Genomic DNA, 24,484 nt, shown 5'->3' with positions numbered 1-24,484 from the left:
CCCGCACCCGGCCCTCCCGCCGGGCCCCTCACTCCCGCAGCCGCGACCCCTCCGGCTCACTGCCCCGCTCGGCCAGCTTCGCCAACCGCGCGGCCTCCCGCTCGGCCGCCTTCGCCTCCCGGAGGCGGACCCGCTCCAGCTCCTTCAGCTCCCGCTCCCGGGCCTTCTCCTGCTCCCGCAGCAGCCGCTCCTGCTCCTTCAGCTCCCGCTGCCGGGCCTTCTCCAACTCCCGCAGCTCCCGCTGCCGGGCCTTCTCCTGCTCCCGCGCCAGCTTCTCCGCCTCGCGCTGCTCGCGCTCCCGGAGCCTCTCCAGCTCCTTCAGCTCCCGCTCGCGCGCCTTCTCCCGCTCCCGGAGCTCCTTCTCACTCGGCTGCACCACCGCCGACCGCACCACCGCGGGGCGCGCCGCCACCGGACGAGGCACGGCCACGGCCGACCCCGCCTCCCGCGACGCCGCCGTCAGACGGGGGCGCGGATCCAGACCCGTCAGGCCGTTCCAGGACAGGTTCACCAGGTGCGCGGCCACCTCCTCGCGCGACGGCCGGCGCACGTCCAGCCACCACTGCCCGGTGAGCGCGACCATGCCGACCAGCATCTGCGCGTACATCGGCGCCAGCTTCGGGTCGTACCCCCGCCGGGCGAACTCGTCCACCATGACGTCCTCGACCTGGCTGGCGATGTCGTTGATCAAACTGGCGAACGTGCCCGTCCCGGACGCCGCGTGCGAGTCGCGCACCAGGATCCGGAACCCCTCGCTGTTCTCCTCGACGTAGGCCAGCAGCGCCAGCGCCGCCCGCTCCAGCTTGACCAGCGCGTGCGAGGCCGACAGCGCCTCCGTCACCATGCCCAGCAGCTTCTGCATCTCCCGGTCGACGACGACCGCGTAGACGCCCTCCTTGCCGCCGAAGTGCTCGTAGACCACCGGCTTGGAGACGTTGGCGTGCGCCGCGATCTCCTCCACCGACGTGCCGTCGAACCCCTTCTCCGCGAACAGGGACCGGCTGATCTGGATCAGCTGCTCCCTGCGCTCCTTACCGGTCATCCGCCGCCGAGGCTCGTTCACACGTCCCATAATGGCCCCAACGGCCGGCACGGCGGGCGCCGTACCGGCCCGGACCACCGGAGCGGCCCCCGCGGGCGGGCCGGGATCCACCGGCACCGGGCCCGCGGGGACGACCACCGCCCGGTCAGCCCCCAATGCGCTTCGCCGCCAACCGCTCCGGGCTCGGCCAGCGCACGCCGTACGCCCAGCCGGCCTTCTCGAACAGCCGGATCAGGGCCGCGCTGATGTCGATCTGACCCTTCAGCGCACCGTGCCGGGCGCAGGTCGGGTCGGAGTGGTGCAGGTTGTGCCACGACTCGCCGAAGGACGGGATCGCCAGCCACCACACGTTGCGCGACTTGTCACGGGACTCGAACGTCTCCTCGCCGAACACGTGGCAGATGGAGTTGATCGACCACGTCACGTGGTGCAGCAGCCCGATCCGGACCAGCGTGCCCCAGAAGAAGCCCGTCGCCGCACCCCACCAGGACCAGGTCAGCAGGCCGCCCAGGACCGCCGGGGCCACCATCGAGGTGATCGCCAGCGCCGGGAACCAGCGGTGCAGCTTCATGATGTCCGGATCCCGCAGCAGGTCCGGGGCGTACTTCTCGCGGTTGGCGCGGGTCGGCTCGAACAGCCAGCCCATGTGCGCCCAGAGCAGGCCCTTGGCCATCGACTTGAAGCCCGGCCCGAACCGCCACGGCGAGTGCGGGTCGCCCTCCTTGTCGGAGAACTTGTGGTGCTTGCGGTGGGTCGCCACCCAGTCGAGCACCGACATCTCCAGCGACAGGCTGCCCGCGATGCCCAGCGCCAGCTTCAGCGGGCGCTTCGCCTTGAACGAGCCGTGCGTGAAGTAGCGGTGGAAGCCGACGGTCACCCCCAGCCCGGACACCAGGTAGAAGACGACGGCGATCGCGACATCGGTCCATCCCAGGCCCCAGCCCCAGGCGAACGGGACGGCCGCGGCCAGAGCGACCAGGGGCGCGGCGACGACCACCCCGAAGGTGATCAGCTCTGGGCGGGTCTTCAGCTCGGGGTCGAACTCCGGCTTGGGTGCGGGAGCGGGGCGGTCGGATACGACTGTCATGCGGTACCTCGTGAAGATCGGCTGAAGCGTACGCCTTGGACGGCTACGGCTACGCAACCGTAACCTACGCAACGGTAAGTTAGAACCCCTAAAGAGCCAACGGGGTGAAGCCGAGTCTTTGCGGTCGATTTCCTGGCGCGACCATGACTTGCCTCCCGCCGGGTGCCCTGATAGGGGCTCGCATCCCGCCTGCCCCGTGAGGCGGCGGCTAATCCGCCCGGGTGCCCCGCAGTCGATGATTACTCTTTGCATCCACTTGAACGTGCAGTGTCATGGGAACTAGTGTTCCCCTATGGCGACGACTTCCGATCAGGCGATCCAACGCGAGGAGCTCCGCGCCCGGGCCGTGGCGCTGCGGGCGGCGGGCCGGACGCGGGCCCAGATCAAGGAGGCCCTCGGCCTGGCGGGCGACTGGACCATCAACGAACTGCTCGCCGGCGCCGTCCCGGCCGGTTCCCCGCTCCGCGCCAACGCCAAGGACGACCTGCGGCTCAGGGCGCGGGAGCTGCGGGCCCGGGGGTGGACCTACCAGGAGATCGAGCAGGAGCTGGGCGTCTCCAGGTCCTCGGTCTCCCTGTGGGTCCGGGACCTGCCGAGGGCCGGGCGGCTGAGCTGGGAGGAGGCCCGCAGACGGACCGCTGAGGGGGTGGAGCGTTACTGGGAGCGGGAGCGGGAGATCCGGCGGGCCGCCCGCCAGGAGATCTCCGACGCCGCCGCCGCCGCCGAGGTGGGAAGGCTGACCGACCGTGAGATCCTCATCGCCGGGGCCGTCGCCTACTGGTGTGAGGGCTACAAGAACAAGCCCCGTCGCGAGTCCAACCATGTCACGTTCATCAACAGCGATCCCGGCCTCATCCGCCTGTTCCTCCGGTTCCTGGAGGTCGCGGGCGTGTCTCGGGACCGCCTCTGCTTCCGGGTCCACATCCACGAGAGCGCCGACGTCGAGGCGGCCGAGCGGTTCTGGCTCGATCTGACCGGCGCGGACCCGGGTCAGTTCCGGCGGACGACCCTCAAGAGGCACAACGCCCGGACGGTACGGCACAACACGGGTGCCGACTACCGGGGCTGCCTCCGGATCGACGTGCTGAAGTCGATGGAGACGTATCGGAGGATCGAAGGGTGGGCGGCGGGGGTGGTGCGGGGGAGCCTCCTTCCGGCGGGGGAGGACGGGCGCCCCGTCCCGGTGCCGGTCGTCCGGCGGTCGGGGCGGAGCTGGCGTATCTCGATCAGCGGAGGGGCGCCTTCCCCGGTAAAGTAGAGGCGGGCTCGCCTGGATGGGACACCAACCCGCCAGGTCCGTCCGAACGATCCGCCGTGGGGTAATTGGCAGCCCACCGTCTTTTGGTGTCGGGATGTCCTGGTTCGAGTCCAGGCGGCGGAACTGTGATGTTTGTCTAGTTTGGCCCGTGTCGGGCCGACTGGGGGAGCCCCTCCGGGGAAGGTATCCTCACGTTGTCGAGCGGGTGACGGCGTGCTGCCCGGGCGGTAGCCGTCCGTCATCCATTTCGTCGTGTCTCAAGCCGCGATGCCGAGGGAGCCTCGCCCGTGAGTGTGCCGCGCCCGGCCGCCGTCATCGTCCTCGCCGCAGGCGAGGGCACCCGGATGAAGTCGAGAACACCCAAGATCCTGCACGAGCTGTGCGGCCGCGCGCTGGTCGACCACATGCTCACCGCCGCCAGGGGCCTGGAGCCCGAGCGGCTGATCGTCGTCATCGGCCACGAGCGGGAGCGGGTGCAGGCGCATCTGGCGGTGACCGCTCCCGACGCCCGGACGGTGGTCCAGGCCGAGCAGCGGGGGACCGGTCACGCGGTCCGGACGGTCCTGGAGGCCGTCGGCACCGTGAACGGCACGGTCCTGGTGACCTACGGCGACACGCCGCTGCTGCGCGCCGGCACGCTGGCGGGGCTGCTGGCGCGGCACGCCGCCGACGGCAACGCCGTCACCGTGCTCACCGCCGAGGTGCCGGACCCGCACGGCTACGGCCGGATCGTCCGTGACTCCTCGGGCGCGGTCCTGGCGATCGTCGAGGAGAAGGACGCCACCGAGGAGCAGCGGGCGATCAGGGAGATGAACTCCGGCGTCTACGCGTTCGACGGCCTGCTGCTGGCCGACGCGGTCAAGCGGGTCTCGGCCGCCAACGCCCAGGGGGAGGAGTACCTCACCGACGTGCTGTCGATCCTGCGGGAGGACGGCCACCGGGTCGGCGCGCACGTGGCGGCCGACCACGTCGAGGTGGAGGGGGTCAACGACCGGGTGCAGCTGGCCTTCGCGCGCCGGGTGCTCAACGACCGCCTGCTGACCGAGCACATGCGGGCGGGCGTGACGGTGGTCGACCCGGCCAGCACGTGGGTGGACGTGGACGTGGTGCTGGGGCGGGACGTGGTGATCCACCCGGGCACCCAGCTGCAGGGCCGTACGGTGGTCGCGGAGGGGGCGGAGGTCGGTCCGGCCTCGACGCTGACGGACACGGTGGTCGGCGAGGGGGCGGTGGTCCGCAACGCGGTGTGCGTGGAGGCGGAGATCGGCCCGGAGGCGACGGTGGGCCCGTACGCCTATCTGCGGCCGGGGACGGTGCTGGCGCGCAAGGCCAAGGCCGGGACCTACGTCGAGATGAAGAACGCCCGGGTGGGCGAGGGCTCGAAGGTCCCCCACCTGTCGTACGTGGGCGACGCCACGATCGGCGCCGGGGCGAACATCGGCGCCTCCTCGGTCTTCGTGAACTACGACGGAGTGAACAAGCACCACACGACGGTGGGCGACCACGCGTTCGTGGGGTGCGACACCATGCTCGTCGCGCCGGTGAACATCGGTGACGGCGCCTACACCGCCGCGGGTTCGGTCATCGACTCCGACGTCCCCGCGGGGGCGATCGGAGTGGCCCGCGGGCGGCAGCGCAACATTGAAGGGTGGACGGTGCGCAAGCGGCCGGGCACCAGATCGGCGGAGGCGGCGCAGCGGGCCGCCGAGGCCGGAGATCAGCAGGGGAGCACCTCCAAATGAGCAGCATCAAGCAGACCGGTGAGAAGAAGATGATGTTCTTCTCCGGGCGCGCCTATCCGGAGCTGGCGGAGGAGGTGGCCAGCCATCTGGGCATCGTGACGAGCCCGACGACGTTGCGCGACTTCGCCAACGGCGAGATCTACGCCCGCTACCAGGAGTCGGTCCGGGGCAGCGACGCGTTCGTCATCCAGAGCCACACCGGGCCGATCAACCAGTGGATCATGGAGCAGCTGATCATGGTGGATGCGCTGAAGCGCGCCTCCGCCAAGCGGATCACCGTGATCATGCCGTTCTTCGGTTACGCGCGGCAGGACAAGAAGGGCCGGGGCCGGGAGCCGATCACGGCGCGGCTGATGGCGGACCTGTTCAAGACGGCGGGCGCCGACCGGCTGATGTCGATCGACCTGCACACCTCGCAGATCCAGGGGTTCTTCGACGGCCCGGTGGACCACCTGTTCGCGATGCCGGTGCTGGTGAACTACCTGAAGGACAAGCTGGACCTGGAGAACACCACGGTGGTCTCGCCGGACACCGGCCGGGTGCGGCTCTCGGAGCGCTGGGCGGACACGCTGGGCACCCCGCTGGCGTTCATCCACAAGCGCCGCGACCTGGACGTGGCGAACCAGGTGAAGGTGAACGAGGTCGTGGGGCGGGTGAAGGGCCGGACCTGCGTGCTGATCGACGACATGATCGACACGGCGGGCACGATCTGCAAGGCGGCGGACGCGCTCTACGAGCAGGGCGCGACCGATGTGGTGGTGGCGGCGACGCACGCGGTCTTCTCGGACCCGGCGGTGGACCGGCTGAAGAACTCGCGCATCTCCGAGGTCATCGTGACGAACACGCTGCCGATTCCGGAGGAGAAGAGGTTCGACAACCTGACCGTCCTGTCGATCGCCCCGCTGTTGGCCCGGGCGATCACCGAGGTGTTCAGCGACGGTTCGGTGACGAGCCTGTTCGAGGGCGACAGCTAGAGAGGGCGGCCGGGGCCTTCCGCCGGGGTCTTCCCGGGGGTCCCGGGGCGCCCGCCGTGTGTCCCCGTGCGTTCCCGAGTGCCCGCGCGGGGACGGAGTCCCGCGCCGAGCCGGTAGGCTGTGCGGGTCGTGCGCTCGTAACGCCTTCCGCTAGGGCGGGTGAGGGGGAGCGCGCCTTTCCACCGTCGATGATCCCTAGGAGATCGCCGTGTCCGAAGTAGTCATCCAGGCCGAGCCGCGTACCGCCCTCGGCAAGGGCGCCGCCCGCAAGATCCGCCGCGCGCACAAGGTGCCGGTCGTCCTCTACGGGCACGGCACGGAGCCGCAGCACCTGACCCTGCCGGGTCACGAGCTGCTGCTGGCGCTGCGCACGCCGAACGTGCTGATCCGCCTGGAGGGCGCGGTCAACGAGCTGGCGCTGCCGAAGGGCGTGCAGCGGGACCCGATCAAGGGCTTCCTGGAGCACGTGGACCTGCTGCTGGTCAAGCGCGGCGAGAAGGTCACCGTGGACATCCCGGTCACCGTCACCGGCGAGGTCGCCGACGGCATCCTGGACCAGCAGATGGTCTCGGTCTCCGTCGAGACCGAGGCGACCCACATCCCCGAGGGCGTCGAGGTGAGCGTCGAGGGCCTGGAGGTCGGTGCCCAGATCACCGCCGGCGAGCTGAAGCTGCCGAAGGGCACCACGCTGGTCGCCGACCCCGAGTCGCTGGTGCTGGTCGTCTCCGCGGCGCAGACCGCGCCGGCCGCCGAGGAGGGCGGGGCCGCTGAGGCCGAGGCCGCCGCCGAGGCCGGGGTTCCGGAGGCCGCCGAGGGCGAGTCCGCCGAGTAGTTCTCTCTGCTAGACCTGTCAGGGCAGCCCGGGACCGGGCTGCCCTGACGCGCATATGGAAGGGGTGCCGGCCGTGGACCGCTGGCTGGTGGTCGGTCTGGGGAATCCCGGGCCGGAGTATGCCGGGAACCGGCACAACGCGGGCTTCATGGTGCTGGACGAGCTGGCCGCGCGGGCCGGGGGGCGCTTCAAGGCGCACCGGTCGCGGGCGGAGGTGCTGGAGGGCCGGGTGGCGGGGGCGCCCGCGGTGCTGGCCAAGCCGCTGTCGTTCATGAACCTGTCGGGCGGGCCGGTGAAGGCGCTGGCGGACTTCTACAAGGTGGAGCCGGCGCGGGTGGTGGTGGTCCACGACGAGCTGGACGTTCCGTACGGCGCGCTCCGGGCGAAGCTGGGCGGGGGCGACAACGGCCACAACGGGCTGAAGTCGATCACGAAGTCGCTGGGGTCGCGGGACTACCTGCGGGTGAGGTTCGGTGTCGGCCGTCCGCCGGGCCGGATGGACGTGGCCGCGTTCGTGCTGCGGGACTTCGCGACGGCGGAGCGGAAGGAGCTGCCGTTCCTGGTGGACCGGGCGGCGGACGTGGTGGAGTCGCTGGTGCGGGTGGGGCTGGAGGCGACGCAGAACGCCTTCCACGCGCTGGATCTGAAGCTCTCGGGCCCGCCTCGCTGACCGCCGGCCGGGCCCGGCGGTGCGGGTGGGCGTTCTGTCGATTCCTCCCTCTGGTGTTTCTGCTCGCCGATACCATTCCATGACTGTCGGTATACGAACGGTTACACGGAGGGGTGTGCGTGCGCGACGTGACCGCTCTCCACGTGGTGTCGGGGTCCGTGCCGGCGGCGCGCGTCCGGGAGCCGGGCTGGGTGCGGGATCACCGGGCGCGGGCCGTCGTCGCGGACTTCGGCTGCGCGTCCTTGTCGGCGGCCGCGGCGTTCTTCGTCCGGTTCGGTGAGGTGACGCCGTACGCGGTGCCGTACGCGGTGCTGAGTGCGGCGCTGCCGGTGGTGTGGGTGTGCGTGGTCGCGCTGAACCGGGCCTACGAGGCGCGGTTGATCGGGCTGGGGCCGGAGGAGTTCCAGCGGGTGCTGCAGTGCGGGTTCATGGTGACCGCCGCGCTGGCGGTCGGCGCGTACGCGACCAAGACGGATGTCGCGCGGGGGTACGTGGTGCTGGCGGTGCCGCTGTGCACGGTGCTGACGCTCCTGGCCCGGTACGGCCTGCGGCGGTCGCTGCACCGGAGGCGGGCGCGGGGGGCGTGCATGCGGCGGGTGGTCGCGGCGGGGCACCGGGCGGCGGTGGCCGAGCTGGTGGAGCGGCTGCGCCGGGAGCGCTACCACGGCATGGAGGTCGTGGGGGTGTGCGTGCCGCGCGGCGGCGGGGCCGAGGTGGCGGGCGTCCCGGTGCTGGGCGGGTTGTCGGACGTGCCGCTGGTGGTGGGGCAGGCGGAGGCGGACACGGTGGCGGTGCTGGCCTGTCCGGAGATGGACGGGGCGGCGCTGCGCCGGCTGGCCTGGCGGCTGGAGAAGACGTGCACGGATCTGGTGGTCGCTCCGGCGCTGATGGAGGTGGCGGGGCCGCGGACGTCGATCCGGCCGGTGGCGGGGCTGCCGCTGCTGCATGTGGACCACCCGGAGCTGGCGGGGCTGCGCCGGGTGCTGAAGTCGCTGTTCGACCGGGCCGGGGCGGGGCTGCTGCTGGTGGCGGGGCTGCCGCTGCTGCTGGCGCTGGCGCTGGCCGTGCGGATGTCGGGGCCGGGGCCGGTGCTGTTCCGGCAGACGCGGGTGGGCCGGGACGGCGCGGAGTTCACGATCTACAAGTTCCGGACGATGGTGACCGACGCGGAGCGGCGGAAGATCGCGCTGGTGAGCGACGACGGCGGGGTGCTGTTCAAGATCCGGCACGATCCGCGGGTGACGCCGCTCGGCGCCTGGTTGCGGCGGCACTCGCTGGACGAGCTGCCGCAGCTGATCAATGTGCTCCGGGGTGACATGTCGCTGGTGGGTCCGCGGCCGCCGCTGCCGGAGGAGGTGGCGCGGTACGGCGACGACGTCCGGCGGAGGCTGCTGGTGCGGCCGGGGATGACGGGTCTGTGGCAGGTGAGCGGACGGTCGGACCTGAGCTGGGAGGAATCGGTCACCCTGGACCTGCGTTACGTGGAGAACTGGTCCCTCATGCTGGACCTGCAGATCCTGTGGAAGACTTGGTCGGCTGTCGCGCGAGGGGCTGGAGCATACTGATGACGATTCGCGACGATCATGTCCTGGCCGGGGATCTGGCGACGGAGGCCGGTGAGCGGCTGCTGGCGCTGCGCAAGGAGGAGGGGTTCGGCGACCCGTCCGCGCTGCGGGCGAAGGGCGACGCGGGTTCGCACCGGTTCCTGACGGAGGCGCTGGCCCGGTTGCGCCCGAGTGACAGCGTGCTGTCGGAGGAGGCGACCCGGCAGGAGCGGCTGGCCTCCCGCCGGTCGACGGCCGACCGGGTGTGGATCGTGGATCCGCTGGACGGGACCCGGGAGTTCGCCGAGGAGGGCCGGGCGGACTGGGCGGTGCACGTGGCGCTCTGGGAGCGCGGCGCGCTGGTCGCCGGGGCGGTGGCGCTGCCGGCGCAGGGGCGGACGCTGTCGACGGCGGAGCCGCCGGTGCTGCCGGGGGAGCGGGAGGGCAGGCCGCGGATCGCGGTGAGCCGGACCCGGCCGCCGGAGTTCGTGCAGAGGCTGGCGTACCTCGTGGGTGCGGAGCTGGTGCCGATCGGTTCGGCGGGGGCGAAGATCTGCGCGGTGCTCACCGGTGAGGTGGAGGCGTACGTGCACGCCGGGGGGCAGTACGAGTGGGATTCGGCGGCGCCGGTGGCGGTCGCGCTGGCAGCGGGGGCCCACGCCAGCCGGATCGACGGCTCGGAGCTGACCTACAACCAGGATGACCCCTCGCTACCGGATATTCTGGTATCCCTACCAGGACTGGCGCCAACGCTGCTCGCCGGAATCCGGGATCTGCACCGTTAAGGGCATGCCCCCAATCCCCGATGGGAGAGTCAGATGCTTCAGCGCGACTACACCACGTCGCAGCTCGATGTCCTCGAGGCGGAGGCCATCCACATCATGCGTGAGGTGGCGGCGGAGTTCGAGCGTCCGTGTCTGCTCTTCTCCGGGGGCAAGGACTCCATCGTCATGCTCCGCGTCGCGGAGAAGGCGTTCTGGCCGGCGCCGATCCCGTTCCCGCTGATGCACGTGGACACCGGCCACAACTTCCCGGAGGTCATCGAGTTCCGCGACCGGCGGGTCGCGGAGCTGGGCGTGCGGCTGGTCGTGGCGTCCGTGCAGGACGCCATCGACGCCGGGCGGGTGGTCGAGGAGACCGGCCGGCGGGCCTCCCGCAACCGGCTGCAGACCGTGCCGCTGCTGGACGCGATCGAGGACAACGAGTTCGACGCGGTGTTCGGCGGGGCCCGCCGGGACGAGGAGAAGGCCCGCGCCAAGGAGCGGGTGTTCTCCTTCCGCGACGAGTTCGGCCAGTGGGACCCGAAGAACCAGCGGCCGGAGCTGTGGAACCTCTACAACGCGAAGATCCGCAAGGGCGAGCACATCCGGGTGTTCCCGCTGTCCAACTGGACCGAGCTGGACGTGTGGGACTACATCCGGCGCGAGGGCATCGAGATCCCGTCCATCTACTTCGCGCACACGCGCAAGGTCTTCGAGCGCGACGGCATGCTACTGGCCGACAGCGAGTTCGTCACCCGGGGGGAGGACGAGCCGCTGATGGAGAAGACGGTCCGCTACCGCACGGTCGGCGACGCCACCTGCACCGGCGCGGTGGAGTCCACCGCGGCGACCGTCGAGGAGATCATCGCGGAGATCGCCGCGACCCGGATCACCGAGCGGGGCGCCACCCGCGCCGACGACCGCGCCTCCGAGGCCGCGATGGAGGACCGCAAGCGGGAGGGCTACTTCTGATGGCCCGCCCGCCCGTCCTCGCTCGTCCGTCCGTCCTCCGCGCCCGCCCGGCGCACTCCTCCGCTTCCCGCGCACGCCGTACGACCCCTGGAGAGCAGCTGTAATGGACATCCTTCGTTTCGCCACGGCGGGAAGCGTCGACGACGGGAAGTCGACGCTGATCGGGCGGTTGCTCTTCGACTCCAAGGCGATCTTCGAGGACCAGTTGGAGGCGGTCGAGCGCACCTCCCGGGACCGCGGCACCGAGTACACCGACCTGTCGCTGCTCACCGACGGCCTGCGGGCCGAGCGGGAGCAGGGCATCACGATCGACGTGGCCTACCGCTACTTCGCCACGCCGCGGCGGAAGTTCATCATCGCCGACACCCCGGGGCACATCCAGTACACCCGGAACATGGTGACCGGGGCCTCCACGGCGGACCTGGCGGTGGTGCTGATCGACGCGCGCAAGGGCGTGCTGGAGCAGTCGCGCCGGCACGCGTTCCTGACCACGCTGCTGCGGGTGCCGCACCTGGTGCTGGCCGTCAACAAGATGGACCTGGTCGACTACTCCGAGGAGCGGTTCGAGGAGATCCGCGAGGAGTTCACCGCGTTCGCCTCGAAGCTGAACGCGCCCGACCTGACGTTCATCCCGATCTCGGCGCTGCACGGCGACAACGTGGTCGCCCGGTCGGAGAACATGCCGTGGTACAACGGCTCGTCGCTCCTGCACCACCTGGAGAACGTGCACATCGCCTCCGACCGGAACCTGGTCGACGTGCGGTTCCCCGTGCAGTACGTGATCCGCCCGCAGAAGGCGACCGATCCCGCCTTCCACGACTACCGCGGGTACGCCGGCCAGGTGGCCGGGGGCGTGCTGAAGCCGGGTGACGAGGTCGTGCACCTGCCGTCCGGGCTGACCACGCGCATCGCCTCGATCGACACCTACGACGGGCCGGTGGAGGAGGCGTTCCCGCCCATGTCGGTGACCCTCCGGCTGGAGGACGACATCGACATCTCGCGCGGCGACATGATCTGCCGCCCGAACAACCAGCCGCACGTCGCGCAGGAGGTGGAGGCCATGGTCTGCTGGATGACCGACGCCGCCAGGCTGGCTCCGCGCGCCAAGCTGACCATCAAGCACACCACCAGGACGGCCCGCGCGCTGGTGCGCGACCTGCACTACCGGCTGGACGTCAACACCCTGCACCGCGACGAGTCGGCCACGGCGCTCGGCCTGAACGAGATCGGCCGGGTCTCGCTGCGGATCACCCAGCCGCTGTTCGTGGACGAGTACGCCAGAAACCGCCTCACCGGCGGGTTCATCCTGGTGGACGAGGCCACCAACAACACCGTCGGCGCGGGCATGATCGTCGAGGCCCGGTAGTCCTCCGGGCCGATCGCCGCAGGTAGATCGTTTGACTGTTCACTGACCGCCAAGTTACTCTCCGCGATATCGTCGGCACGTTCCGTATCCGTAACGGTGAGGATTCGTGCCTGTGTCTGGTCGTCCGTCGCCCACCCGGGTGGTCTTCCTGGGTGGGCTGGGCCGCAGCGGCACCACGCTGCTGGAGCGCCTGCTCGGTGAGCTTCCCGGCTGCGCCGCCCTCGGCGAGGTGGTCCACCTCTGGGCGAGGGGCGTGCTGGCGGACGAGTCCTGCGGGTGCGGCGAGCCGTTCCACGCGTGCCCGTTCTGGCGGAAGGTCGGCGAGCGGGCGTTCGGCGGCTGGTCCGCCGGGCAGGCCGAGCGGGTGCTCGCGCTGCGGGCGCGGGTGGACCGGACCCGGCGCATTCCGGCGCTGCGGAGGCTGCTGGCCGAGGAGCGGGCGGGCGCCGGGGCGTGGCGGTCGCCGGCGGCGACCGAGGAGCTGGGCGAGTACGCCACCGCGTACCGCCGGCTCTACGAGGCGGCGGCGGAGACCGCCGGCGGTCCGGTCGTCGTCGACTCCAGCAAGCACGCCTCCCTGGCCTTCTGCCTGGCCGCGGCCGGGCTCGACGTGCACGTCGTGCACGTCGTCCGCGATCCCCGCGCGGTCGCGCACTCCTGGCGCCGCAGGGTCGCGCGCCCGGAGAACGGCGCTCCCATGATGAGCTGGTCGCCGGCCCGCACCTCGCTGCACTGGCTGGCGCAGAACCTCGGTCTCGAACTCCTGGCCCGCGAGGGCGTCCCCGTCACCCGGGTCCGCTACGAGGACCTGCTGGACTCGCCCGCCCGGACGCTGCGCCGGCTGGCCGCCGTGCTCGGCGTCCGGCCGGGCCTCGGCTTCCTGGGCGACGGTGCGGCGGAGCTGTCGACGGCGCACACCGTCTCGGGCAACCCCATGCGTTTCACCGTCGGGCGGATCGGCCTGACCCGGGACGACGGCTGGCGCACCGGCGCCCCGCCCCGGCAGGGGAGCCTGGTCACCGCACTGACCTGGCCCCTGATGCTCCGATACGACTATCCCTGGAGGCTCTCGTGAGTCCATCGGTGGGCGTGGTCATCCCCACGCGAGGACATCGGCCCGGCCAGCTGCGCGCGGCCACGTGCGCCGCGCTCGCGCAGGACTACCCGGGCGCCGTGGAGATCGTCATCGTCGCCGACGGAGGCGACCCGTCGCGGGTGGCCGGCCAGGTGGCCGACCTCCTCGCCGGGCGGGCCATGGCGGTCCGCGGGCAGCAGCCACCGCCCGCGCGCGGGGTGCGGGTGCTGCCCAACCGGCTCAGCCCCGGCCTGCCGGGGGCGCGCAACACCGGTATCGCCGCGCTCGGCACCGACCTGGTCGCCTTCTGCGACGACGACGACCAGTGGCTGCCGGGCAAGGTGTCCGCTCAGGTCGCGGCGTTGCGGCAGGAACCGGGGGCGGAGTTCGCCAGCTGCGCCATCGAGGTGGAGTACGGCTCCCGGCGGGTCCCGCGGCTGGCCGGCACCCGCCGGGTGACGCGCGAGCAGCTGGTCCGCTCGCGCATGGTGATGGTGCACTCCTCGACGTTCCTGTTCCGCCGCGGCTCGCTCTGGGTGGACGAGAGCGCGCCCGGCGGCCAGAACGAGGACTGGGACCTGGCGCTGCGCGCGGCCGCGCGCCGCCCGATCGTGCACGTGGACCGTCCTTACGTGCGGGTGCGCTGGGGCGGGTCGATGTACGCGACCCGCTGGGCCGACCGCATCGCCGGGCTGGAGTGGATGCTCGCCCGGCACCCCGATCTGGCCGTGGACCCGCGCGGCGCGGCGCGGATCTACGGCCAGCTCGCCTTCCACCACGCGGCCCTCGGCCACCGGAGGGAGGCGGGACGCTGGGCCTGGCGGGCGTTCACCGCCAGGCACGGCGAACCCCGTGCGCCGATCGCGCTCGCCGTGGCGGCGGGGCTGGTGTCCGCGCAGGCCGTGCTGAGCCGCCTGCACCACCGCGGACACGGCATCTGATGCGGGCCGGTGCAGGGCGGGCCCCTGTGGTCGCCGACGGGTGCCTCGCGATGGCGGTGGGGCCGACGGGACCGGCGGGGCAGGCCAGGCCCGCGCGGGCCCTGGTCCCACCGGTCCCGCGGCAGCGTCCCCGGCCCGACAAGGCCACCCGCAGGCGGCTCCGCCGCCGGGTGCGGGTGGCGGGCGTCGCGCTCGACCGGATGACCGAGAGCGAGGTGGTCGACCACGTGGTGGCCGCGCTGAAGCGGGGCGAGGGCGGCCACATCGTCACCCCGAACGTGGACATCAGCCGGGCCGTCGCCCGGGACGGCGCGCTGCGTCGGCTGGTGGAGGGCGCCGACCTCGTGGTGGCCGACGGCATGCCGCTGGTGTGGGCGGCGCGGCTGCTCGGCACCCCCGTGCCCGGCAGGGTCACCGGCGCGGACCTGATCTGGTCCCTGTCGGAGGCGGCGGCCTTCTACCGCTACCCGGTCTACCTGCTGGGCGGGCCGCCGGGTGTGGCCGAGCAGGCGGCGGTGCGGCTGGTGGACCGGTACCCGGGGCTGGTGGTCTCCGGGGTGGACGCGCCGCCGCACGGGTTCGAGGAGAGCGCCGACGGCTACGCCCGGGTCAGGGAGGCGCTCGTGGCCGCGGGGCCCCGGCTGGTCTTCGTCGGGCTGGGCTTCCCCAAGCAGGACCGGCTCATCGCGGCGCTCCGCGAGGACCTGCCGGGCACCTGGTTCGTCGGCTGCGGCTCGGCGATCTCCTTCGCGGCCGGCGCGGTGCGCCGGGCGCCGGAGTGGATGCAGCGCTCCGGGCTGGAGTGGCTGTTCCGGCTGCTGTGCGAGCCGGGCCGGCTGGCCCGCCGCTACCTGGCCGACGACCTGCCGTTCGCGCTCCGGCTGCTCTCCGTCTGCCTGCTCAAGCGGTTGTTCTCCTGACGCGGGCCCGACGACCGGGGCCCCCTCCCGCCGCCCGAGGGAGGGGGCCCCTCCGCCGTCTCGCGGGGCCCTTCCGCGGGCGCGCGCGTCCCCGCGCGGGCGCCCGGCGCCGCTGCGGACCTCCCGCCCGGTCGCCCTGGCGGGAGGTCAGGAGGAGGCGAGCTCCATGACCCGCCGGGCCTCCTGCGGGCTGAGCCGACCGCGTGCCTCGGCCGGGGCCCGGCGGGAGTCCATCGGCCGGTAGGCGGTGCGGGACAGGCCGTGCCAGGCGAAACCGGCCCGGGACGAGCCGGAGGCCGTGCAGGCGCGGCGGACGCGCCGCTCGGCCCGCGCCGACCAGGTCAGGCCCGCCCAGCCGTACAGGCGGCGGAAGCCCGCCACCGGGTCGGCGGCCAGGTCCTCGTAGCGGACCAGGAGGATCTGCGGGTGGCGGGCGGCGAGGTCGGCGGCGACGGCCGCGGCGACCCGCCACAGGGCGGTGTTCCTGACCAGGTGGTCCCGGCAGTCCACCAGCGGGCGCAGCTCCGCGATCCGGGGGTGGTCGCGGAGCAGCGCCGGCTGGTCCAGCAGTTCACGGAAGTCCACCGTCCAGCCGAGCCGCTTCCAGCTGCCGGCGAACGCCACCGGGTCGCGGACCAGGACGATCACCCGGCAGCCCAGCCGCTCGGCGAACCAGCCCGCGGACAGCAGCGCGAACGGGTCGTCGAGCAGGGCCCGGCGGCCGGTCAGCCGCCCGAAGGTGAACGCGGTGCCGTACCGGACCATGCGGGCCAGGTCGTACGGTGCGCGGTTGCGGCGCAGCTCGGCCGCGAACCGGTAGCGCAGCGTGGTGGTGTCGCGGAAGGCACGCAGCCACACCTCGTCGTCGCCGGCGTGGATGTACTGGAAGCGGTGGGTGACGTCGGCGTCGAGCACGCCGGGGGAGCGGCCCGGCCGGGGCAGCGGGTTGAGCGGCTCGTTGACGTAGACCAGTTCGCCGCCCGCGACGAGCATCCGGCCGGTCCAGCTCGTGCCGCTACGCGGTAGCCCGGTCACCAGGACGGGGGGCGCCGGCTCCGCTCCCGCGGCGATCCGCCTCAGGCCCGCCACGAGGGCTCCGCGCCGAGCCAGGAGGTGAGCAGGGCGTCGGACCGCTCGAAGTACGCGGTCAGCTCGCGGCGGAGCGGGGCGGGCATCGGCGCGGGCCGGGGGCGGGCGTTGTGCCGCTCGACCACCGCCTCGCCGAGGTGCGGCAGGCCGAGGAAGTCCAGCACCCGGTCGTAGGCGGCCCGCGGCCGGGTGAAGAGCTCGCCGCTGTCCAGCACGAGGATCCGGTCCCGGCCGACCAGCGGTTCCAGCCGGGCGAGCTGCTCGGCGTAGCGTCCCCGGGCCAGGTAGGCGTGGTGGCGGTGGGAGTGGTGCGCCGCATGCGGCGAGGCGGTCAGCGCCTCCTGGGCCCCGGCCAGCCGCTCGTCCTCCAGTTCCAGGGCGCGGGCGAAGCACGGTTCGGTCTCGAAGCCGCGGGCCAGCTCGTGGGCGTGCGCGGAGAAGGCGCGCTCGACCGGGTCGCGGACCAGCACGACGAGCTTCACGCCTGGCAGGTCGGCGGCGATCCGGGAGGCGGCCAGCGGGTGGAACAGGTAGTAGGGCGAGGACTCGAAGGCCTGGGGGCGGCGGCCGTGGCGGCGGGCCAGGCGCGCGGCCGTGGCGCGCAGCGGGAAGTGCGCCCGGTACCAGGGCAGGCCGCGGTGGTAGGCCATGTCGAAGTAGTGCACGCCCTTGTGCAGGACGGGTTTGAGCACGAGCGGGTGGCGGGCGAGCGCCCGGTAGAGCGAGGTCGTACCGGAGCGCTGCGCCCCGATGATCAGGAAGGACGGCAGGACCCGGCTGCCGGAGGTGATCCGGCCCGTGGTCCGCGACATGGCGTGCACCGGGCGTTTCAGCACGGGGTTCACGTCAGGACCTCCTGGGAGTCGACGACGGGCGTGAGCCAGGTGGCGGGCGGGCCGAGCGGTTCGTGGCCGTCGGCGGCGTGCCGGTCGGCCAGCACGGCCAGGTAGTGGACCGCGGTCAGCCGGGCCTCGCCCGCCGACAGGCCGAACGGGGCCAGCAGCGGCAGCGCCTGCGCGAGGCACGCGCGGGCGGCGGTGACCGGCCTCATCCGGCGCAGGGCCCGGTGGAAGAAGTGGTGGAGGGCGTCGAATCCGAGCGGCACCCCGGTGCCGAACCGCTCCCAGTCCCACACCAGCAGCCGGCCGTCCGGGCCGGGGGCGATGTTCCACGGGGAGAAGTCGCCGTGCCAGGCGAACCGCTTCCCGCCTCCGGGTGCGCTCTTCTCGCCCGGCGTGCCGCTCCCCGCGGGTGCGCCGTTCCCGCTGTTCCCGCCGAGCGCGCTGATCTCGTGGATCGCCGCGGTGCGCAGGTCCTCGCCGGGCGTGCCGCGCCGTACCGGGAGGGGGGACAGGGCCAGGACCGACAGGCCGCGCCAGGAGCCGTGGTGGAGAACGGCGGGCGCGACGACGGTCTTCAGCGGCGCCTCGGCGAGCATGCCGAGGGTGCGCGCTTCGTGGGCGACGAGTTCCCGGGCGCGGGGGGTGTCGCCGACCTTGACGAAGGCGACCGGCCCGCCGGGGCCGCGGGCCTCCAGGATCGGCTTGCGGTTGGCCCGCCGGGCGGGACGGACGTGCAGCGCCACCCGGACCGGGGTGCCCAGGACCTCGCTCAGGTAGGTCTCGATGGTGTCCCCGCCGGTGGGGACCATGACCTTCCCGCCGGGGTGCCACCAGGCGCGCGGCGCGAGCCTGCGCGGCAGCAGGGGGTGCGGCAGCAGACTGTACGGCCGGGCCTCGCCGGAGCCGGGGAAGAGCAGGCCGATGGTCTGCCGGAGATAGCGCAGCCGTACCCGGGTGTCGTTCATGAGATGGTCCCCCGTGCCATCGAGTTTCTCCAGAGCAGCGCGAACGAGATCAGATAGAGGCTGAGCGGTGTGACCAGCCCGTCGTAGACGAACATGTAGAGGAGGGTGAGGATCATCACCAGGACGCCGGCCATGCCGATCGGCGAGCGGTCGGCCCAGTGCCGCCGGACGGCTCCGGTGAAGAACGCGACGTAGAGCGCGGCGCCGACGAAGCCCTGTGTGATCATCAGGTGCCAGAGCTGGCCGTCGCTGCCCAGCGGCGGGTGGCCGCAGGTGTCGCACCAGTCGCTCTTGCCGGTGGTGATGGTCCGGTAGTTCCCCCGGGCGCTGCGGTTGTTGCCGTAGCCGATGACGGGCGAGGTGGTGGCGGCGGCGATGGTGGCCGAGACGGTGAAGGCGCGGATGTCGTTGCTGTGCGGGTTGTCCAGGCGCTGGGAGACCAGCGGCTGGAGGGGGCTCAAGGTGAAGGCCAGGGCTCCCGCCGCGACGGCCGAGCAGATCACCAGGCGCCGCCGCCGGTGCGTCCGCAGGACCAGGTAGGCGACGGCTATGCCGAGGCCGATCCAGAGGCCGCGGTTGAGCGAGTAGACGACGGGCACGGAGGCGAGGGCGAGCAGCGGGACCACGGCCAGGCGCCGGCGCGGCCCGCCGTGCACCCACCAGCCGACCACGAACCAGACGAGCAGCACCGAGAAGTTGCTGCCCCAGGCGTTGGCCCACTCGAAGGGGGCCTCGGGGCGGGGGGAGGCGTGGCCGAGGACCTTCTGCATCTGGGCGGCGGTGGGGTGGATGAGGTTCTGCACGAAGGAGTTGCCGCTGATCCAGCCGGGCAGCAGGCGCTCCACCGGTGAGGTGAACTGCACGTGCGGGGCGAGCACGCCCAGCAGCCCGCCCGCGACGGTCGTGAGGAACAGCACGCCGAGCATGCGCACCAGGGCGAGCTGCGGCAGCTCGTGCTCGGTGAGGTTCCCCAGGTAGAGGATCATGATCGTCAGGGAGACGTAGAGGGCCAGGCGCATCAGGTAGCCGATCACCCGTCCCGCGCCGAACTCGCCGTAGGTGTCGGGGGGCATCTCGGCGAGCATGAGCGCGCTGACCAGGTAGCCGGCGAGCAGCAGCAGCCAGAGCCCGAACCCGGACGGCACCTTTACCGGGCGGCGCCGCCACAGGACGACCGCCATCGCCGGGGCCAGCACGACCACGGCCAGCCCGCCGAAGCCCAGCGCCCACCAGAGGGGGTAGCCGACCAGGAACGCGGCGATGGGCAGGCTCGCCGGGGGCGGGAGCCTCACGGCGGGAACACCCGCTTGCCGACCGCGGGCACGTGCGCGAGCGGAGCGCTCTCCGGAGTGTCGTCCGGCGCGTCGTCCACGCCCGCGCGCCGGTCGGCGGGAGAGGGGCGGCGGAGCGCGCTGCGCACGTCGGCCAGGGCGATCTCGACGGTGGCGTCGGGCTCGGGCACGTCGTGGGGGAGCCCGCGGGGGGCGGTCCCGCGGGCGGCGCGGGCGCGCGGGCCGCCGCCCGCGCCCTCTCGGGCGGGGACGGTCCGGGACGGGCCGGTGGCGGCCTCACGGGCCGGGGTGCCCTCGTGGGCGGGGACGGTCCGCGAGGGGCGGGTGGCGGCCTCACGGGTCGGGGTGGTCCACTCCCCGTCTGCGGGGGGTTCCCGGTGGGCGGGGGACCTCGTTCCGGCCGCGGGCGGCCGTGCGGCGGTGGGGACCGGCGCGCCGTTGACGCGGCCCGCCGGAGGCCGGGCGCCGTTCCTGCTCCCCCCGCCTGCGGATTTTCCCGGCGGGTCACCGGGGGCGTCGTCGCGCGCGGCGGCGAGCGCGCCGAGCACCGGGACGCCGCCCTCCTGCAGCCGCCGTACGGCCAGCGCCACCTCCCGCGACGAGGTCCCGGGCAGCGGGACCAGCAGCACCGCGGTCCCCGCGGCCGCCAGGTCGGTGACCTGGCGCCCGCTGACGAGGTCGAGACCGGTCAGGCGGGGGATGTCGCCCGCCTCGCGGAGCCGGGTGTCGAGCCGGTCGCGGAGCCAGGCGAGCCCGACCCCGGTGAGCAGGCCGACCATGAAACCGCTGCCGAGGTACAGGGGCGGGATGGGGGCGCTGGGCTCCTCCGGGGCGGTCGCCTCGCTGATCACCGAGCCGGGGGTGATCGCGATGGTCTTGTGCGCGTCGTACTTGACGGTGAGGTTGTAGATCTGGCGGCTGAGCACGCTGCGCTTCTGCAGCGCGATGGTGTGGTCGGCGCTGCCGCGCTCCAGGCCGGGCAGCGCGTCCAGCACCTTGGCCAGGCTCCCGTTGAGCTGCTTCAGCTTGTCCAGGTATGTCTCCAGCTGGAGGGCCAGCGCCTTCTCGGCGGCCTCGCGGCGGTGGGCGAGGTAGGCCCGGGCGTACGCGCCGGCGCCGGCGGCGGCGCTGTTGGGGTCGGCCGCGGTGTAGGAGATCTGCAGGACCGAGGTGTTGGGCGGCACGGAGACGTCGACCGGGCCGGGGGCGCTCTTGAGCACGTCCTGGGCCTTCTTCGCGACCACGGCGGACTGGGCGATCTGCGCCTCGGTGTCGAGGTTGAGGGCCTCGCGCTGCCTGCTGGTCACCTGGTTGGTCTGCTCCTGGACGCCGGTCGGGGTCACCAGGACGTAGGCGGTGGAGGTGTAGGACGGCGGGGTGGTCCAGAGCAGGGCGCCGCCGCCGCCGGTCCCGGCGGCGAGGCACAGCAGGATGGTCGGCCAGCGGCGGCGGAACAGCGACGCGTAGTCCGCCAGGTCTCCGCCGGTATGGCGGGCAGGGGGATCCGGCGACAGGCTCATGCGGTGTGGAGTCCCTCTCGGGCTGGGCCTCTCGGGGGGAGGCCGACGCTGGGAACCCTCAGGACTATAGGCCGGAATGCTATTTTCCTGACCGCATACCCAAGATTTTCTTCGCGCAGGCGGTGCCAATCACGCCAAGATAACGACGGTTCATCCGATATTTCCTCGATGCTGTACCGGGGAGGCGGCATGGTCCGGCAAAATCTGCGACGCAGCACGTCCGGCGGGTGGGATGGTGTGACCCGCGGAAGGTAAAGAAATGCGCGGACGGATCATCTGTGAGGGACCGTTGTATCGGACAAAAGCCGATTTAAGGCGAACTTTGAGGATGCCCGTAATCGCCGGTGCCGGTATGGCCCTCGTCCTGGGGGTGAGCGCGTGCGGCCAGGCCGCGGGGGTCTCCTGGGAGACGACGCGGCAGAGCGCGGTCCGCAGCGGCGGGCTGCTGGACCTCGACGCGCCCTCGATGTCGGCCTGCGAGGCCAGCGCCAAGCTCATCCCCTCCTGCGGGGCCTGGTGGGGGGTGGCGCCGGAGGTGTTCACCGGCAGGCGGCCCGACCGGGCGCTGGCGCGAGCCGAGCGGCGCATGGGCCGCAGGGCCGACATCGTGCACGTCTACCACCGCGAGGACGAGCTCTTCCCCACCCCGCAGGAGCTGGCCGCGGCCCGCGACCCCGCCGGGCGCAGGCTGCTGCTGGTCAACTGGAAGCCCTCCTTCGGGCACACCTGGGCGCAGATCGCCGCCGGCGCCCTGGACCAGCGGATCGACCGGCTGGCCGCGCACATCCGCACGACCTTCCCCGAGCGCTTCTTCCTGACCGTGCACCACGAGCCGGAGAACGACGTGCGCCCGGATCCCGGCTCGGGGATGACCGCCCGGGACTACGCGGCGATGTTCCGGCACGTGGTCGAGCGGCTGCGCGCCGGAGGGGTGCGCAACGCGGTCACCGTCATGACCTACATGGGCGCGCCGAACTGGGCCTCGAAGCCCTGGTTCGAGGAGCTCTACCCGGGCGACGACGTGGTCGACTGGGTCGCCATGGACCCGTACGTCGACGACAGGGTGCAGACCTTCGACGGGCTGATCAACAAGACCCGCACGGAGTTCCCCGACTGGCCGGGGTTCTACCGCTGGATGCAATGGCGCTTCCCCGGCAAGCCCATCATGGTCGCCGAGTGGGGCGTGTTCGAGCGGCCGGAGCAGCCGTGGTTCAAGTCGTCCTTCTACGCCTCGGTCCGCCAGGAGCTGCGGCGCTACCCGCAGATCAAGGCGCTGGTCTACTTCGACTCACCGGCCGCCCCGCGCGGAGACACCCGCTTCGACACCACTCCCGGCGGGCGCCGCGCCTTCCGGGAGCTCGCCGGCGACCCCTACCTGCGCGCCACCGCGGTTCCGCAGAAGTGACCAGCCCGCCGCCCCGGCGGCCGTCGCGCCGCCCAGGATCCACAGGGTGGCGGTGTTGCCCACACCGAGCAGCTTGAGCGCCGAGGCGAGCAGCACGACGGCGAGCAGCGCGCGGATGACGCCGCCGGGGGCGCGCGAGGAGATGCGCGCGCCGAGGTAGACGCCGGGGATCGAGCCGACGAGCAGCGAGGTGGTGAGGTCCAGCTGGAAGTCGCCGAAGAGCAGGTGGCCGAGGGCGGCCGAGGCGACCAGCGGGACGGCCTGGACCAGGTCGGTGCCGACGAGCTGGTTGGCGCGCAGGGCGGGGTAGAGCGCGAGCAGCGCCACGATGATGAGCGAGCCGGAGCCGACCGAGGAGATGCCGACCACGACGCCTCCGACCATACCGACCAGTAACGTCGGGATGGGGCGCACGTCGATCTCGTCGAGACCCGCCGAAGAGGGCCCCTCGTGCCGGGCGATCCACGCCTTGGCGACCAGTCCCGCCACGGCCAGCAGCAGCGCGACGCCCAGGGCGTACTTGACCACCTGCTGGACCTGCTCGCCGTCGCCGAAGGCGCGGGCGACGAGCACCCCGCTGAAGGCGGCGGGCACCGAGCCGGCGCACAGCCACCCGACCAGCCGCAGGTTCACCGTGCCCCGGCGCATGTGCACGATCCCGCCCACCGGCTTCATCACCGCCGAGGCGACCAGGTCGCTGGAGACCGCCGCGAGCGGCGGCACGTTGAAGAACAGCATCATCATGGGCGTCATCAGCGCGCCGCCGCCCATGCCGGTCAGGCCGACGACGACCGCGACCAGGAACGACCCCGCGACCAGGGGGAGATCGATGCTCATCAGGCGTTCACCATCCCTCATCCGCCGCGCGGGCGGTCCGTCTCCGGCCGGACGTGCCGCTCACCGCACCCAGCCCCCCGCCACGAGCGGGTCCAGCACGGCGGCCACGGCGCTCTCGACGGAGATTCCCGTCGTGTCGATCACCAGGTCGGCGTCGTCGGGCTCCTCGTAGGGGGAGGAGACGCCGGTGAACTCGGGGATCAGCCCGGCCCGGGCCTTGGCGTACAGGCCCTTGCGGTCGCGCCGCTCGCACTCGGCCAGCGGGGTGGCCACGTGCACGAGCAGGAAGTCGGCGCCCACGGCCTCGACCATCGCCCGGACCTCGGCGCGGGTGGCGGCGAACGGCGCGATGGGGGCGCAGATCGCCAGCCCGCCGTGCCGGGCCGCCTCCGCGGCGACGAAGCCGATCCGCCGGATGTTGAGGTCGCGGTCGGCGCGGGAGAAGCCCAGCCCGGCCGAGAGCAGGTGGCGGACCACGTCGCCGTCGAGGTAGGTCACCGTACGGCCGCCGCGCTCCAGGAGCGCGTCCCGCAGGCCCCGCGCGACGGTGGACTTGCCCGAGCCGGACAGACCGGTGAAGAAGACCACCAGGCCCCGCCGGTGGGGCGGGCCGGGGATGACGACGGGCTCCGGGCCGGCCAGGTGCTCGGCGGCGCCGTAGGCCTCGGCCACCCGCTCGCGCAGCTCCAGGTCGACGGCGTGGTCCTCGCGGGGGGCGAGCGGCACCACGGCGACCGCGGCGCCCGCCGCGGAGGTCTCCGCCAGGCGGTCGCGGGCCCTCAGCGCGGCGCGGACCACCGCGGGCCCGGACTCGCCGAAGGCCAGCGGGAGCAGCAGGACGGCGGCGTCCAGCTCGGCGGCGGTCGCCTCGATCTCGGCCAGGTCGTCGAGGGGGCCGCGCATGGTGACGGCGAGGACCGGTCGGCCGGCCAGCTCCTTGCGGACGTCGGCGGGGGCGCGGCGGAGCCGGGCGAACGGCCCGTGCTCGGGTGCGCCCAGCGCCTCCACCGGCCCGGCGGCCAGGCCCTGCGCGCGTTCGGTGACGGTCAGCACGGCCAGCGGGGCGCCCTCGGGGTCGCGGAGCGTGACGCGGTCGCCCGGCGCGGCCGGGTGGTCGCCGGGCAGGGCGAGCGTGACCGGGGCCGGCCACGGCGTGCCGTCGGCGAGCGTGCCGTGCTCGGCGACCGCGTGCGCGTCGGCCGGGCCCATGAAGCCGGTCAGCGGGTGGTACGCGCCGGAGAGCAGCAGCTCCAGGTCGGCCAGCTCACGGGCGTCGGGGGTCCACTCCAAGGGCTCCGTCATCTGCTCCACAATCCCGATCGAATTAGTCGGATATCGTAACTGTAGCCA

The 24,484-nt window shown here is 73.0% G+C and carries 22 protein-coding genes and 1 tRNA gene; 14 read left to right on the top strand and 9 right to left on the bottom strand.

What is annotated here, in order from left to right; genetic code table 11:
* Positions 1-28: 28 nt before the first annotated feature.
* Both ABD823_RS08295 and ABD823_RS08290 read right to left on the bottom strand, forming a co-directional pair.
* Positions 29-1,063 carry a TetR family transcriptional regulator gene (locus ABD823_RS08295; protein WP_425566580.1) on the bottom strand — a complete coding sequence of 345 codons (1,035 nt, stop codon included), beginning with the start codon at positions 1,061-1,063 and terminating at the stop codon, positions 29-31.
* Between the two features lie 124 nt (positions 1,064-1,187).
* A complete protein-coding gene (locus tag ABD823_RS08290; RefSeq protein ID WP_344857481.1) occupies positions 1,188-2,129 on the bottom strand; it encodes an acyl-CoA desaturase in 942 nt (313 codons plus the stop codon).
* A gap of 292 nt (positions 2,130-2,421) precedes the next feature.
* Between ABD823_RS08290 and ABD823_RS08285 the strand changes: the two genes are divergently transcribed.
* The 13 genes from ABD823_RS08285 to ABD823_RS08225 all read left to right on the top strand — a co-directional run bounded on the left by ABD823_RS08285 (position 2,422) and on the right by ABD823_RS08225 (position 15,184).
* On the top strand, positions 2,422-3,387 hold the full coding sequence (locus tag ABD823_RS08285; protein WP_344857479.1) for a helix-turn-helix domain-containing protein: 966 nt from the start codon (positions 2,422-2,424) through the stop codon (positions 3,385-3,387).
* A 50-nt stretch (positions 3,388-3,437) separates the two neighbouring features.
* A tRNA-Gln gene (locus tag ABD823_RS08280) sits at positions 3,438-3,510 on the top strand.
* A 164-nt stretch (positions 3,511-3,674) separates the two neighbouring features.
* Positions 3,675-5,129 carry a bifunctional UDP-N-acetylglucosamine diphosphorylase/glucosamine-1-phosphate N-acetyltransferase GlmU gene (gene glmU, locus ABD823_RS08275; RefSeq protein ID WP_344857477.1) on the top strand — a complete coding sequence of 485 codons (1,455 nt, stop codon included), beginning with the start codon at positions 3,675-3,677 and terminating at the stop codon, positions 5,127-5,129.
* On the top strand, positions 5,126-6,103 hold the full coding sequence (locus ABD823_RS08270) for a ribose-phosphate diphosphokinase (protein WP_344857475.1): 978 nt from the start codon (positions 5,126-5,128) through the stop codon (positions 6,101-6,103). The genes glmU and ABD823_RS08270 overlap by 4 nt, the downstream gene beginning before the upstream one ends.
* Before the next feature lie 208 nt (positions 6,104-6,311).
* Positions 6,312-6,935, top strand: a complete 624-nt coding sequence (locus ABD823_RS08265) for a 50S ribosomal protein L25/general stress protein Ctc (RefSeq protein ID WP_344857473.1) — start codon at positions 6,312-6,314, stop codon at positions 6,933-6,935.
* 55 nt (positions 6,936-6,990) lie between these two features.
* A complete protein-coding gene (gene pth, locus ABD823_RS08260; protein WP_344857471.1) occupies positions 6,991-7,605 on the top strand; it encodes an aminoacyl-tRNA hydrolase in 615 nt (204 codons plus the stop codon).
* Between the two features lie 128 nt (positions 7,606-7,733).
* Positions 7,734-9,170: a sugar transferase gene (locus ABD823_RS08255; protein WP_344857523.1), complete on the top strand. Its 1,437-nt coding sequence runs from the start codon at positions 7,734-7,736 to the stop codon at positions 9,168-9,170.
* Positions 9,170-9,934 carry a 3'(2'),5'-bisphosphate nucleotidase CysQ gene (locus ABD823_RS08250; protein ID WP_344857469.1) on the top strand — a complete coding sequence of 255 codons (765 nt, stop codon included), beginning with the start codon at positions 9,170-9,172 and terminating at the stop codon, positions 9,932-9,934. The genes ABD823_RS08255 and ABD823_RS08250 overlap by 1 nt, the downstream gene beginning before the upstream one ends.
* Positions 9,935-9,967: 33 nt before the next feature.
* On the top strand, positions 9,968-10,882 hold the full coding sequence (cysD, locus tag ABD823_RS08245; RefSeq protein ID WP_344857467.1) for a sulfate adenylyltransferase subunit CysD: 915 nt from the start codon (positions 9,968-9,970) through the stop codon (positions 10,880-10,882).
* A 103-nt stretch (positions 10,883-10,985) separates the two neighbouring features.
* Positions 10,986-12,248, top strand: coding sequence for a sulfate adenylyltransferase subunit CysN (gene cysN / locus ABD823_RS08240; RefSeq protein WP_344857465.1), 1,263 nt, complete (start codon positions 10,986-10,988; stop codon positions 12,246-12,248).
* Between the two features lie 112 nt (positions 12,249-12,360).
* Positions 12,361-13,323 (top strand): sulfotransferase, encoded by a 963-nt coding sequence (locus ABD823_RS08235; RefSeq protein ID WP_344857463.1) that lies wholly within the window; start codon positions 12,361-12,363, stop codon positions 13,321-13,323.
* Positions 13,320-14,264, top strand: coding sequence for a glycosyltransferase family 2 protein (locus ABD823_RS08230; protein WP_344857461.1), 945 nt, complete (start codon positions 13,320-13,322; stop codon positions 14,262-14,264). Before ABD823_RS08235 ends, ABD823_RS08230 begins: the two co-directional genes overlap by 4 nt.
* 50 nt (positions 14,265-14,314) lie before the next feature.
* On the top strand, positions 14,315-15,184 hold the full coding sequence (locus ABD823_RS08225) for a WecB/TagA/CpsF family glycosyltransferase (RefSeq protein WP_344857459.1): 870 nt from the start codon (positions 14,315-14,317) through the stop codon (positions 15,182-15,184).
* Between the two features lie 147 nt (positions 15,185-15,331).
* Here ABD823_RS08225 and ABD823_RS08220 read toward each other — a convergent pair whose 3' ends face one another.
* Genes ABD823_RS08220 through ABD823_RS08200 form a run of 5 tightly spaced genes read right to left on the bottom strand, consistent with a single transcriptional unit; the run spans position 15,332 to position 20,892 of the window.
* Positions 15,332-16,273: a sulfotransferase gene (locus tag ABD823_RS08220; protein ID WP_344857457.1), complete on the bottom strand. Its 942-nt coding sequence runs from the start codon at positions 16,271-16,273 to the stop codon at positions 15,332-15,334.
* The gene (locus ABD823_RS08215) at positions 16,261-17,118 is read right to left on the bottom strand and encodes a sulfotransferase family protein (protein WP_344857455.1); all 858 of its coding nucleotides are present in this window, start codon (positions 17,116-17,118) and stop codon (positions 16,261-16,263) included. The genes ABD823_RS08220 and ABD823_RS08215 overlap by 13 nt, the downstream gene beginning before the upstream one ends.
* A complete protein-coding gene (locus ABD823_RS08210) occupies positions 17,115-18,080 on the bottom strand; it encodes a hypothetical protein (RefSeq protein WP_344857453.1) in 966 nt (321 codons plus the stop codon). The genes ABD823_RS08215 and ABD823_RS08210 overlap by 4 nt, the downstream gene beginning before the upstream one ends.
* Positions 18,077-19,372, bottom strand: a complete 1,296-nt coding sequence (locus tag ABD823_RS08205) for an O-antigen ligase family protein (protein WP_344857451.1) — start codon at positions 19,370-19,372, stop codon at positions 18,077-18,079. Before ABD823_RS08205 ends, ABD823_RS08210 begins: the two co-directional genes overlap by 4 nt.
* Positions 19,369-20,892, bottom strand: coding sequence for a Wzz/FepE/Etk N-terminal domain-containing protein (locus ABD823_RS08200; protein WP_344857449.1), 1,524 nt, complete (start codon positions 20,890-20,892; stop codon positions 19,369-19,371). The genes ABD823_RS08205 and ABD823_RS08200 overlap by 4 nt, the downstream gene beginning before the upstream one ends.
* Positions 20,893-21,244: 352 nt before the next feature.
* Between ABD823_RS08200 and ABD823_RS08195 the strand changes: the two genes are divergently transcribed.
* Positions 21,245-22,297, top strand: coding sequence for a glycoside hydrolase family 26 protein (locus ABD823_RS08195; RefSeq protein ID WP_344857447.1), 1,053 nt, complete (start codon positions 21,245-21,247; stop codon positions 22,295-22,297).
* Here the strand turns inward: ABD823_RS08195 and ABD823_RS08190 are convergent.
* Both ABD823_RS08190 and cysC read right to left on the bottom strand, forming a co-directional pair.
* Positions 22,181-23,134, bottom strand: a complete 954-nt coding sequence (locus tag ABD823_RS08190; protein ID WP_344857446.1) for a sulfite exporter TauE/SafE family protein — start codon at positions 23,132-23,134, stop codon at positions 22,181-22,183. The two genes, ABD823_RS08195 and ABD823_RS08190, sit on opposite strands and share 117 nt — an antisense overlap.
* A 60-nt stretch (positions 23,135-23,194) precedes the next feature.
* Positions 23,195-24,436, bottom strand: a complete 1,242-nt coding sequence (gene cysC, locus ABD823_RS08185) for an adenylyl-sulfate kinase (protein ID WP_344857444.1) — start codon at positions 24,434-24,436, stop codon at positions 23,195-23,197.
* Between the last annotated feature and the right edge of the window lie 48 nt (positions 24,437-24,484).

The sequence above is a fragment of the Planomonospora alba genome (assembly GCF_039534085.1).
GTDB classification, from domain to species: domain Bacteria; phylum Actinomycetota; class Actinomycetes; order Streptosporangiales; family Streptosporangiaceae; genus Planomonospora_B; species Planomonospora_B alba.
Note: the sequence above shows the minus strand (reverse complement) of the source record. Positions and strands in the feature narration are given on the sequence as shown.